We start from the raw sequence: 10,884 nt of genomic DNA on the forward strand, positions 1-10,884 counted from the left end.
CCTATTAGCAACGCTACAAATACACACGAAACAATTAAGTGTGTCAGTGTCGAGGCACCTAATAAAGTGAGTAAACTGCTAATCATCCACATTGATGCCGAGTTAAAAATTATATATAAACCTACTTTTGTATAGCAAATGTAATACATTATATTTTTTCTTGTAAATTTAATAACTATACGTCGCATGATTTATGTATTACATTTGTTATACATCTAATTTTAGGATTAATCTGTGAAGACATTAGCCGTTATAAATCAGAAAGGGGGCGTAGGTAAGACGACGAGTGTTATCAACTTATCTGCACAATTAGCTTCTGAAGGGAAAAGGGTTTTGGTTATTGATTTAGATCCCCAGGCAAATTTAACGGTCGTGATGACTGGCGGCCAATACGAATTTGAACACTCGATCACAGATGTATTCGAGTCCTCGAAAAAGTGTCCTATTCAACAGGCCATCATGCCGGCTCAATCTAACGGTGAAGCTATCGCCAATCTGTGTATTTGTCCCACCGACATACGTCTAAGCCGTGTCATTGAACAGAGCCTAACCAAAGTGCACCGTGAGCGTATCTTGTTAAAGCAGCTTGAAGCAATCGCTAACGACTTTGACATAGTGATCTTAGATTGCCCGCCTAACCTTAGCTTGACATCTGTCAACGCCATGATGGCGGCCGATATGTTTCTGATCCCCGTTGATGGAGGCTCATTCTCACTGAATGGTTTGGCTGATCTGCTCGATGCTTTAGAAGAAGTGAAAGAAACTGATCTTGTGAACTATGCTGTATTCCGTAATGAATTTGCTAAAGCCAATAAGCTGATTAATAACTTCCTCGATGAACAATTAGCTTCACTTGAAGGCAAAGTATTAGTGACGACGATTCGCCGTTCTGAGGATATTGGACAGGCCAGTGTATGCGGTAAAACTTTGTTGAGTTACAAGCCGAATAGCCCTACGCTAACCGACTATAAGAGCCTGGCTAAAGAAGTCATGCAACGAATCAATGTATAACAAGTGTAATACATAATATGAGCAAATTAACTGGTTTTACTGGGCTTAGTAGACGTAGTTCTTCTAAAGAAACCCAAGAAAGTTCAAAGTCACAAGAGAAAATCACCACTGTTTCAACCCGCCGTAATATCACCACTGGCACGTCACCTATGCCGTTGCGATTAACTGAAAATGATAGAGCAAATCTGAATTTATGGCTAGAAGTCTTAGAGGCAGAATCAGGTAAAAATATTACTGCTGCCAAGTTATTTAGAGGTTTGATCAATATGAAAGATAAAATAAATACGAAGGTGTTAATCCGCTCAATAAATGACGTAACTTGATAATGTAACTTTTGAAAAAGTTACATTATCAAAATAAAACATCTGCTATTGCTGCTTCTAATTTTTTATAACGTTGATCTATTATGTAGTATTGCTCACCATTTTTTGCAGAGAAGTAACCAGATAAATAGCCAATGCTTTCTAATTTTTTAATTCCAGCTTTTATCTTTCGGTTAGCTTCTTTTTTAGTGGTTTCTAAGCGTAAACGGTCTCTTAGCCGTTCAAATGACACTGGGAGAGGGTTGTTAGGTAATGAAGTGAAATACAAATAGAGGCATTGTGCTACTTCTGCTCTGGGTAATTTTTCTAACACCCGTAAACTGACTAAAACTTGGTAATCTACACGATAAAGATCCCATAAGGTTTCATCTGCCATTAATTCGACTAAATCAGCATCACCATCATACATCGCACGTAATAACATGCCCGTATGAACTGCCTTTTCCGTATTTTTTCTTCGGAATGAAAGGCTTTGACTTTGTATACGCTCTAAAGATTCACCTATTTGACGTCTTAAGTTTTTATCAAATCGACGACTTGGATAACCACAGCTTTTTGCAAACTCGGCAAAGGAGAGCTTGACGGTATTTGATGAGTAACCAAATTTACTGAAAACTAAAACTATACCGCACCAAACTTTAAAGTCCGTTTCGATATTAAGACGTTGGCCTTTGACTGTAACAGAGTCATAACCTTCTTTTTGGCATAAATCTAAGCTTATCAAGTCTTGGCTTAAGTCTTGAGATTTTACATCACTGATATTAGTTCTACGTCCTACAGGTGTAAAAACACCTGTCCTGAGAAGAACATTAGGTTGCACGCTTGTGCTGCTGTTGATCGTCAGCAGATGTTTACTATCACTATATAAGGATGCTGTATTTGTGCTAGGTAATGGCTTGTCTAATGTTTCCATATATCCCACTTCTTTTTTAACCCAATTAGAGTACACCATGAAACCCATTTAGAATACACCTAATTATTGTTTAACATGGTTACTTGATTTCTTAGTAGCGTACTGCAAGTTTTTATCTATAAATCTTTTTCAAATTCAAATTTTTATTTGCCTAGACTTCTGACTTATAGATATTTTTTGATAAAGGACGTTTACCCACTCGGCATACACCATTGGTTCCTTTTTGAACGGTAAAAAGATGCTTTAAGAGTGTTTTAGTGCAGTTAAAAGCGGTGATATGTATTAGATGATTTGATGAGTCGAAATTATGATTATTTATTTGTGGATAAGAAAATAACAATATTGTGCAGGTGGAAGAAAAATATTGTAAAGTTATGTTTTTATTTGTTTATTTTTTTATTCTGTACAATCGAGTTATTTTGGATATAACCCAATTAGCATACACCATCTGCCCAATTAGCATACACCGCTTACCCAATTAGAATACACCATTTACCCAATTAGAATACACCTCGATAGGCTACAACCCTTGGTGCACAAAGGCTGCAGCCTACCCTGGATCTATTAGGATCTATTAGGATCTAATAAGGATCTTATTGGATCTGAGTTGTGGAAAACTCTCAATTTCATCGATTAAGAACCCTTCTTGGGGGGCTTGCCCCCCGCCAGCCCTTCCCCTCGCTGCGCTCGTTTCCGGCATCCCCCCAAAAGCAATAATGCCTCGCCATTTCCTGCCGTTGGCAGGGGCGAGAGCAAAAGAACGAACCGGAAGGGTTCGCTTTGCCTCCGGCAGTTAGCCGGTGTTTGGAATTGGAACCTGGTTTAAAAGCATGTTGCTTCGCAACTGTCTGGCAGAAATACCAAGTCAAAATCAAAGATAAGGGGTCTAAGTGAAGATTTTAGGCATTTTTAGCTAAAAAGCGTGGACTTGTGAGGTGTAAATCAAGAAAAGGGCTTAAAACGCTTTTTAGAGCCTCTAAGTACTTACCGATTAGCGAAGTCTATCGGCAAGTGAGAAGTGGCTAATTGTTTACTTTGGGAGTTTTAAATACATGTGGCGGCAGATGATAAATCCGACAACAAAGATAACGAGAACTAAAATTTGAGAAAAAGACATAGGGCGTCTCCAATGGGTAATTTTGTTCAAGATTAGCACAGGTAAACTTGATAAAGGTTACAATTTCAAGCGGGTTAAATGCGAAAAATGGTAGGGTGTATGTCACTCCAATTAGGGGAGTGACATACACCCGATGCTGCTCCTTATGCGGGGAAATAACCATTTTTTTGCATTTTTGTGGAGTGACACCGAAAGAAATTATTGCGCCAAGATCTGGCTTGCGGTACATTGGAATTTCTTCTTTCGCATCTCTCGATGCATACATATCAAAACTCCCTTAAACGCATTTTATCTCCGAACCCAACAGGGTTTTAGGGTCATCATATTTGATTGGCAGAGCTCCACAGAGCCGCATCATTTGGGCATAAGCCCGTAACAACACATCGCTCAATATCACTAAAATTTAGTGGGTTCATTTTGCTGTCGGCATTACGAACGAGCATTAACACTTAACTGAATATCCGAAAAGGCCACTTGTGGTCGCCGTGTTGTTAGCCCGCCGAGAACGTATTTCCTGTCAAACGCCCCGCCTGGGGCGCTTTATTTTATTTCAAATCCCCTTAAATATTTTTGATTATGTAACTTTTTCAAGGTGCAATATGGCTACTAATTTTTTTTACAAAGCTAATAAGCTTTTGAATCAACACAACCCCAGTTCATTCTCTACCAAATCAGAGCGTTTTAAGACGATAAAGTTGGTTGATAAACAGCTTTTAGAGCTTGGTTTTAAAGGGTTAGAGCTGAAAGGGTTTAAGCCTAGACATGTCAACGCATTGGTTAAAAAATGGGACGCTGATGGATTATCACCTGGCACCATTAAAAACCGTATGACGCACATTAGATGGTTAGCAGAAAAGATTAATAAAAAGGGATTAGTGCCGCCGTCCAATAAAAGCTTAGGTGTGGCAGGGCGTGTTTATGTGACTAACAAAAACAAGGCCAGAACGGTATCCCAAGAGCAGCTAAATTCGATACCCGATCAGCATCTAAAAATGTCCTTAAAGCTGCAAGACGCATTTGGTTTAAGGCGAGAAGAATGCATGAAAATACAACCAGAAAAAGCAGATCGTGGGGATCATTTAGCGCTTGATGCTTCTTGGTGTAAAGGCGGTCGAGATCGTGTCATTCCTATTTTAACTGAGGCGCAACGAGAAGTATTAAATGAGGCGAAGGCATTAGCCTGTGGTAAATCTCTAATTCCGCAAGAACTTAAGTATGTGCAGCAGATGAAGCGTTATGAAAACACCTGCATTCGAATTGGTTTAAGTAAGGCTCATGGCTTGCGTCATCGCTACGCGCATCAGCGTTATTTCACGTTAACGGGATTCGATTGCCCTGCGGTTTCAGGTGTAAGCACTCAAAAGTTAGCTGCCGAGCAGAAAGCTGCAGACAAAGTGGCTAGAGAAATAATCACACGCGAATTAGGGCATGGCCGAACGCAAGTAACAGCCGTTTATTTGGGAAGCTGATTAAGCAATACTTTAATATCAAAATATCTTGATATTGTAACTTTTTCAAAGTAAGGTTGATTTTGTAACTTAATCAAGGTGAATAAAATGAAAAAGAAACAACATGGTGGTTCCAGACCAGGTGCAGGTCGTAAAACCAAATACGAAAACACCGTTGTTATACGGGTTCCGGAGAAGTATAGGGATGCTATTAAAGCCCTTATCACGCATTTAGACGACACTGAACACGTAGACAAATATTATGCTGCTGAAGAGTCGAAACCTGTTTATATGCGCTCTTTGAAAGATAAAAAACAGCATATTATTTTTAGAACGGAGCCATTGAAAGATGAAGTCTGAAGCAGAGTTAATGGCAGAACTTAAGCAGTTACAAGCTGAACTATCATTGTTGATGGATTTGCCGGCGAACTCTCCAGAGGCTAGAGCGTGGGCTAAAAGAGTTTTGGAAATAAAGGAATCGTTGGAGATTAAAAAGCATTAATATTTGCCCACTTTATAGAGTAAAAGATCATATCAATGGTAATTATTGTTGTTATTTCATCTTGATAAAAGTTTTCACTGAAAACTTTGGTGCTCTCTTTCCATTGTCGTGAAATTAGGATCTTTGAGAGCTTTCTTTTAAGTTGTTACAGAGTGATGTATTTAACTTTCTACTGCTGAATGTTTTCAGTGAAAATTTTTTTGATTATGTAACGTTTTCAAACTGGATTGCCAGGAAGGACGCCTAAAGGGCGTCAAAATTTTACTTGATGTTCGTGCACATCATTTCCCCCTTCCAATCTATTACGCGATTTTAGCGCTATATGGTATCCAATAATCAAATTTATCTAGTCAGATTCACCTCCAAAAAGCTGTCAGGTTGCATTAGTTTCTGGCTAAAAATAGCATTACCATAGACTAATAGAGTATTGCCATGAACTAATGGGGTTGTTTAGATGTTTAATATTGTTGTTATTTTACAAATGTTTGTATATTTCCTTTTCAATGTATTCTCTAGAAAGATTTTGCCAGTTCATATAGAAAGACAGATATCCTTCCTGTAAAAAGTATCTGTGTTCCACACAAAATATACTTTTTTAAGGAGATTTTCATGATTGAGCTAATTTTGAATAGTTTAGAGAGAGTCGCAGGGGTTCAGCCTCCATTGACAATCCTAATCCTGATACTTGTACTGTTAGGGGATGATTTAGTGCTGATTTTAACAAATTTGGTGGGTGTTTTCTTATGACTATGATGCTTTGGTCGAAAATGCCGTCAAAATGGATCTCAGAAGGTAAAATGCGTGAGCATTTTGGCAGTGGAAATCAAATTAGTGATGATATAGCTGCTTTGAAGATATTTATTGTGTTGTGTTTCTTTGCCAAACAAGTGAATAGATCCAACAGTAGTAGTATTAACGATGTATTTGAAGCTAAAGCAACTTATGACCAATTAACGGAGATGTGTTCACTAAGTCGTGCACTTGTATGTCGTGGTTTAAAAAAACTAGAGAAAGCAGAGGTACTTAAATCGACCGGTGTGCGTAGTAAAATATATACTTTTGAGGGGGGCGCTTTCCAGGGATGGTGCAAGCTGCCAAAGCGAGCAATCGTAAAGAATGAGGAGCGAATACCTGCTATGGCTGCATTCCATAATAGGTATTCACACGAGCGTAATGCTCTGAAATTATTCTTATATATACTCACTAGTCGTAGCAACAGTAAAAGATATGTCGATTTAAGTCGAGGCACTATAGCAAAACAGACTGGCATACCTTTAGACGAAATAGATGGTGCGTTGGGATTTCTTCGTAGTATAAGTTTGGTATCAAAAGTCGAGGATAGGGGGTTTTTAGCGAGTGCTATTCGGAGGGAGCATGAATATCGATTGCATCGGTATTGGGTTGCGGGAAGTGAAAGCTTAAATTACAAAACGTACTCAGTTGAGAGTGATGATAGCGTATTAGTGAGATACGCTGAGATATATGCAGCAGTAAATGGACAATAATGTATAGATACGGCCAATTTAAATGGTAAGGTTTGTATATATAGGATGTTGCGTCTAGCGTTAGCGGCATATCAAATATGAAGCCTGCTACACCGTAACCAAGCGCAACACCAATCCAAGGCTGTGGTGAGAAAAAATAACGACAGTAGCGAGTGAATTATTAGCTCTAATAATGCATTCACTGGGACGGGCTAAAGCCAGTCCATAAGTTGTAGGTTTTATGAAATAAATGCGTATGCGCACCATCTAATGGCTAGTTGTTAAGGAAAAGCATGGAATCACCACTTAAAAAAATTAAAGATTGGTACTTGTCTCTACCAATTGATCATAGAGTAGATATAGGGGTTATTATTGGAATGTCGTGTCCTGGCTTTGGTGATTTATGCATTTCTACAGAAACTGATTTAATCCCAGAAAAATTTATTATCTCAATAGATGAGGCTCTATCTCATCCTATAACAGAAGTTGGGATGGTGTTACTTCTAAGGGAGGCAATACCTTTCTATTTTATCAGTAAACGAGATGACCAAAGATCATGGAAAGAAAACAAAGTCATGATGCAAGAACTAGCAGATAAACACGATTCAAATACATTTCAACGATCTGCCAATAGTATGGATTTTCGAGCGAAGCAATGGGCAAGTACATGCGAAAAATGGAAAAATATCAGTGATTACCTAACAAACGACTATCTTAATAGATATTCCATGCCCTCTAGAAACTAACTGTATTCCCACCAATTGAAACGGGTGTGTGATTACCGCGGAGCTTATAAGTCCTAGGACATATTAAGAGCAAGAAACAGACAAGTTAATACTCTTTTTTGTGTTCATCGTGGCTAAAAAAAGCTACCGTAATGGTAACTTTTATCTACAGTTTTTCTATTTTTTTGAGGATTTACTAGGCTTGAGTTCCGCTGTCTTACCTGGATAAGGATGCGGCCGTAAGCGCAGTCTTTAATGTTGAAGGGCAAGGACAAGATGGCTTTTATTGGCCTAATCTTGATGTGGACTTATCTATAGATGGTATTAAACACCCTGATAAGTACCCATTGAAAGCCAAGCACTGATAAAGAAAAATTACACAATGAATCCAGATTAACATTTTCAGTGAAAATTTTTTGGGGCTAGAACAAAACTAGATGGACTATTTCATTTCAATCTTCTCAACGTCATCCATTGCAACCTCGATGATTTTAACATCATCTATTGTTAACGTTTCATTGTCGTAACATTTTTTTACTTCAGTTTTTTTTAGAGAGTTATCTTTAAGCTGTTGAAGGGTAGTCGTTTTGTATGTCATTTTTATATCCTAAAAATTATGTTCACTGAAAACATTTTTTAAAATTATAACTTTTTCAAGTTAGTTATTGATGAACATACTCATTGGCTAAATAAGAATGCGCATTAAACTCTAAAATCACTCACCTGATATCTCGTCCTCCATCAACTTTTGAGTGCAGGAAATATTTAAAATATCAAAATTAAATTTTGTGTAAATAAAAACCCCGCAAGCGGGGTTTAGTGGCGGTGATCCGTTTCTTGATAACTCTAGCTTACTTGTATGCGTCCATAATGGTATCAATATGGAGAAACATCAACGTTAACTCAATGTCTTGTACTTGTTTCATGCCATTAGGAATTTTCAAAAATGCTAATGACTTATAGAAACTAATTGCCGTTGGATGAGCCCATAACGCCAAACCTTTAGTCGCGGCAAGCTCATTAACGAGTACAGTAGCTTTCATCACTTCTCGCATCAGTCGTTTGCCAATACCTTTACCTTGGTATGCTTTGTCAACAGCAATTTGCTCTAACATCAACACCGGAACTAGGCGGGGATATTTGCTCGGTAAAATTGAACACTCGTCATTGTTTATCATAAAAACTTTCATCGTTGCATAGCCGACAACTTTATCGCCATCTAAGGCGACATAGACACGAGTGTCATTTTTTACATCTGCTTTAGCTAATTTCTTAGCTGCAAAATTATCAAGAAATGGATCACCTGAGTTGAAATTTGAAAAGTCAGGTTGTCGATCCAGTTTACTTAGTAGAAAATATTCAATTGTAGCGCTCATATGTATTACTCCGATAGTAGTGCCTTAAGTTCCGGAGTTGCTTTAGGAGGGTTATCTAAAATAGCTTCAAATTGAGCCCAAGCGCGTTGATTCAGACTCAAAATGGTTTCTGATTCAACAATTACTTTAGCTCTTTCTCTGGCGTGATTAATAATAAATGCCGTGAGATTGATACCATTTATAGCAGCCGCTCGTTCAAGCAGTTCCTTCACCTCTGGCGAGGTTTTTAGTTCTATTCTTGCTGGTTTTGAGATGGCTCCAGCATTCGCCGTACTCTGAATACTCATATTGAATTCCTTATAGGATTAAAATTTTTTAAGTTGCAACCTCCTTAATTACATCGAAAGACAACGTGCTTGCCTATCTTGTTTATTTTTCTCATTTTTTATTTCCTTTGTTAATTTTGAATATCTATTATTAAAATATTTGAATATCTATGATTAAAATAGTTTTATCTTTAAATAAAACTCCGTACATAATACGGCTTGATTGTTTTGATGTCAAGATAATCCGTATTAAAACCGTACGAGTAGTCGAGTAGTAATGCTACATAGTTTACTATTCCTTTTCATGGCTAAACTTATGCTTTAACCGCTAAAGAGCTACTGTGCATGTTCTTTTTACTTTGACCTGTAGAATATTTTCAGTGAAAGTTTTTTGAATTTGTAACTTTTTCAAGTGGATTGGTGATGAAAATACCAGGTTAAGCCGGTATTTTGCCTGAAATCGAAACGGCCTCTCGTTGCAGATTTATTGAACTGTTTTGGTATTAAACTTTCACGGCGAAACACGCTGTTTTTGACGTACATCGCCACTTAAAAGCGCGCGTTCGTGGGCTGGATGAAGCGAAAGGCTCATTTTGAGGGGCTAACTGGCCTATTTAACATAACTGCCAATTGTATGCACATGTCCATGACATTAAATGTTTAATTAAATGTTTAATCTTGACATGATCGTCAATAATACCTAGGATCAGGGTGTAAAGTTAATTGTTATTTTTTTAAATAAAATAGATTTAATTTTTGAAAAACCAACAAAAAAATCAAGGACTTATTATGACAGCTATAGCTACCAGAGACTTGCGCATGCAGCAAAGAGCGAAGCTTTTGAGTAAAGGTCTTGGTTCCCATCAAGTGAAAATTTCTGCATTAAACTCGCAAAAAGCATCTAAAGATTCTATTAAATTAATATCAAGTACTTATAATAGTGGATTCGTAACCGCATAATAAGTGTAGAAATTTAATGGGTGAATCATTTTTTGTAGGTAAAGTCATCCAGCACCCTGCATATACAAAGTTGATGGAGCAGTATACTGACTTACAGCAGTATACATCAGAGTTTAAAGAATATTGGCTTAACGGCTTCAGCCCTATGATAGGTAAAGACGGTATCCTTCCTGTCCCCGATATTTATGCTGATAATGCTATAGGTAGAGCTCACGTAGAACCCCAGGTAAAATCTAATATTACGTACTCTTCTTCTGATGAAGCGTGGCGCTTATGGTCTATAGATGATGATCCTACTATTCCAACATCCAACTCATTTTTAATTTACTGCGTTGATGATCAGCGTGGCTGTTGTTTATTAGCATACCTTGATGCGCAAGTTGAAAACTCTCATGAACTATTAGTAGATCCAATCTTTCGGAAGAAAATTAGGGTACAGGCGGAAGCTTACTTTACAGCTAAAAAGGTATTTCCAATGCCTAAAGAAGAGCATGAAGGGTTATTTTCTGACGTATGGATAAGGTCGTAGGGCCACTACCATCAAAGTGAAAAGCATGGGCTGAATACTCAGCCCGCTCTATTTTTTATTATCTTTTAAAACTGACTAGCGACAGAGCCGCAAGCTAAAACTAATCCTATTAGCAACGCTACAAATACACACGAAACAATTAAGTGTGTCAGTGTCGAGGCACCTAATAAAGTGAGTAAACTGCTAATCATCCACATTGATGCCGAGTTAAAAATTATATATAAACCTAC

At 37.8% G+C, this 10,884-nt stretch carries 15 protein-coding genes; 10 read left to right on the forward strand and 5 right to left on the reverse strand.

Translation table 11 applies throughout. The annotated features are described in order from the left end of the window. Positions 1–234 precede the first annotated feature (234 nt). Together H5123_RS19950 and H5123_RS19955 are read left to right on the forward strand one after the other, a co-directional pair. Complete coding sequence (locus H5123_RS19950) at positions 235–1,011, forward strand: ParA family protein (protein WP_182699048.1); 777 nt, start codon at positions 235–237, stop codon at positions 1,009–1,011. A 17-nt stretch (positions 1,012–1,028) separates the two neighbouring features. Next, the gene (locus H5123_RS19955; RefSeq protein WP_182699049.1) at positions 1,029–1,334 is read left to right on the forward strand and encodes a hypothetical protein; all 306 of its coding nucleotides are present in this window, start codon (positions 1,029–1,031) and stop codon (positions 1,332–1,334) included. Positions 1,335–1,362: 28 nt separating this feature from the next. On the opposite strand, the gene H5123_RS19960 is transcribed toward H5123_RS19955, so the two are convergent. Both H5123_RS19960 and H5123_RS19965 read right to left on the reverse strand, forming a co-directional pair. After that, on the reverse strand, positions 1,363–2,247 hold the full coding sequence (locus H5123_RS19960) for a RepB family plasmid replication initiator protein (RefSeq protein ID WP_259395712.1): 885 nt from the start codon (positions 2,245–2,247) through the stop codon (positions 1,363–1,365). 1,022 nt (positions 2,248–3,269) lie between these two features. Further along, positions 3,270–3,629, reverse strand: a complete 360-nt coding sequence (locus H5123_RS19965; RefSeq protein ID WP_182699050.1) for a hypothetical protein — start codon at positions 3,627–3,629, stop codon at positions 3,270–3,272. Between the two features lie 223 nt (positions 3,630–3,852). On the opposite strand from H5123_RS19965, the gene H5123_RS19970 reads away from it, so the two are divergent. The 6 genes from H5123_RS19970 (at position 3,853) to H5123_RS20800 (ending at position 7,888) form a co-directional block, all read left to right on the forward strand. Further along, positions 3,853–4,833, forward strand: a complete 981-nt coding sequence (locus H5123_RS19970; protein WP_259395713.1) for a phage integrase N-terminal domain-containing protein — start codon at positions 3,853–3,855, stop codon at positions 4,831–4,833. An 87-nt stretch (positions 4,834–4,920) separates the two neighbouring features. Then, positions 4,921–5,172: a hypothetical protein gene (locus H5123_RS19975; RefSeq protein ID WP_182699051.1), complete on the forward strand. Its 252-nt coding sequence runs from the start codon at positions 4,921–4,923 to the stop codon at positions 5,170–5,172. Then, positions 5,162–5,314, forward strand: coding sequence for a hypothetical protein (locus H5123_RS19980; protein WP_182699052.1), 153 nt, complete (start codon positions 5,162–5,164; stop codon positions 5,312–5,314). Before H5123_RS19975 ends, H5123_RS19980 begins: the two co-directional genes overlap by 11 nt. Before the next feature lie 743 nt (positions 5,315–6,057). Beyond that, on the forward strand, positions 6,058–6,819 hold the full coding sequence (locus tag H5123_RS19985) for a hypothetical protein (RefSeq protein WP_182699053.1): 762 nt from the start codon (positions 6,058–6,060) through the stop codon (positions 6,817–6,819). A 272-nt stretch (positions 6,820–7,091) separates the two neighbouring features. Beyond that, positions 7,092–7,544 carry a hypothetical protein gene (locus H5123_RS19990; RefSeq protein ID WP_182699054.1) on the forward strand — a complete coding sequence of 151 codons (453 nt, stop codon included), beginning with the start codon at positions 7,092–7,094 and terminating at the stop codon, positions 7,542–7,544. Positions 7,545–7,735: 191 nt separating this feature from the next. Beyond that, positions 7,736–7,888, forward strand: coding sequence for a DUF2442 domain-containing protein (locus H5123_RS20800; protein WP_310736157.1), 153 nt, complete (start codon positions 7,736–7,738; stop codon positions 7,886–7,888). A gap of 77 nt (positions 7,889–7,965) precedes the next feature. Here H5123_RS20800 and H5123_RS19995 read toward each other — a convergent pair whose 3' ends face one another. The 3 genes from H5123_RS19995 to H5123_RS20005 all read right to left on the reverse strand — a co-directional run bounded on the left by H5123_RS19995 (position 7,966) and on the right by H5123_RS20005 (position 9,186). Next, positions 7,966–8,121, reverse strand: a complete 156-nt coding sequence (locus H5123_RS19995; protein ID WP_182699055.1) for a hypothetical protein — start codon at positions 8,119–8,121, stop codon at positions 7,966–7,968. Positions 8,122–8,374: 253 nt separating this feature from the next. Continuing rightward, positions 8,375–8,899, reverse strand: coding sequence for a GNAT family N-acetyltransferase (locus tag H5123_RS20000; protein ID WP_182699056.1), 525 nt, complete (start codon positions 8,897–8,899; stop codon positions 8,375–8,377). A 5-nt stretch (positions 8,900–8,904) separates the two neighbouring features. Next, positions 8,905–9,186 (reverse strand): DUF1778 domain-containing protein, encoded by a 282-nt coding sequence (locus H5123_RS20005; RefSeq protein ID WP_182699057.1) that lies wholly within the window; start codon positions 9,184–9,186, stop codon positions 8,905–8,907. A gap of 735 nt (positions 9,187–9,921) precedes the next feature. On the opposite strand from H5123_RS20005, the gene H5123_RS20010 reads away from it, so the two are divergent. Next, the gene (locus H5123_RS20010; RefSeq protein WP_182699058.1) at positions 9,922–10,125 is read left to right on the forward strand and encodes a hypothetical protein; all 204 of its coding nucleotides are present in this window, start codon (positions 9,922–9,924) and stop codon (positions 10,123–10,125) included. Positions 10,126–10,141: 16 nt separating this feature from the next. After that, positions 10,142–10,654 (forward strand): hypothetical protein, encoded by a 513-nt coding sequence (locus tag H5123_RS20015; RefSeq protein WP_182699059.1) that lies wholly within the window; start codon positions 10,142–10,144, stop codon positions 10,652–10,654. The last annotated feature ends 230 nt before the right edge of the window (positions 10,655–10,884 follow it).

The organism is Shewanella sp. SR43-4, assembly GCF_014163845.1.
Lineage (GTDB): Bacteria > Pseudomonadota > Gammaproteobacteria > Enterobacterales > Shewanellaceae > Shewanella > Shewanella vesiculosa.

Excerpts from the sequence above, each read along its gene's own strand:
- H5123_RS19955 (WP_182699049.1), top strand. The coding sequence starts at position 1,029 with ATGAGCAAATTAACTGGTTTTACTGGGCTTAGTAGACGTAGTTCTTCT.
- H5123_RS19960 (WP_259395712.1), bottom strand. The coding sequence starts at position 2,247 with ATGGAAACATTAGACAAGCCATTACCTAGCACAAATACAGCATCCTTA.
- H5123_RS19965 (WP_182699050.1), bottom strand. The coding sequence starts at position 3,629 with ATGTATGCATCGAGAGATGCGAAAGAAGAAATTCCAATGTACCGCAAG.
- H5123_RS19975 (WP_182699051.1), top strand. The coding sequence starts at position 4,921 with ATGAAAAAGAAACAACATGGTGGTTCCAGACCAGGTGCAGGTCGTAAA.
- H5123_RS19980 (WP_182699052.1), top strand. The coding sequence starts at position 5,162 with ATGAAGTCTGAAGCAGAGTTAATGGCAGAACTTAAGCAGTTACAAGCT.
- H5123_RS19985 (WP_182699053.1), top strand. The coding sequence starts at position 6,058 with ATGACTATGATGCTTTGGTCGAAAATGCCGTCAAAATGGATCTCAGAA.
- H5123_RS19990 (WP_182699054.1), top strand. The coding sequence starts at position 7,092 with ATGGAATCACCACTTAAAAAAATTAAAGATTGGTACTTGTCTCTACCA.
- H5123_RS19995 (WP_182699055.1), bottom strand. The coding sequence starts at position 8,121 with ATGACATACAAAACGACTACCCTTCAACAGCTTAAAGATAACTCTCTA.
- H5123_RS20000 (WP_182699056.1), bottom strand. The coding sequence starts at position 8,899 with ATGAGCGCTACAATTGAATATTTTCTACTAAGTAAACTGGATCGACAA.
- H5123_RS20005 (WP_182699057.1), bottom strand. The coding sequence starts at position 9,186 with ATGAGTATTCAGAGTACGGCGAATGCTGGAGCCATCTCAAAACCAGCA.
- H5123_RS20015 (WP_182699059.1), top strand. The coding sequence starts at position 10,142 with ATGGGTGAATCATTTTTTGTAGGTAAAGTCATCCAGCACCCTGCATAT.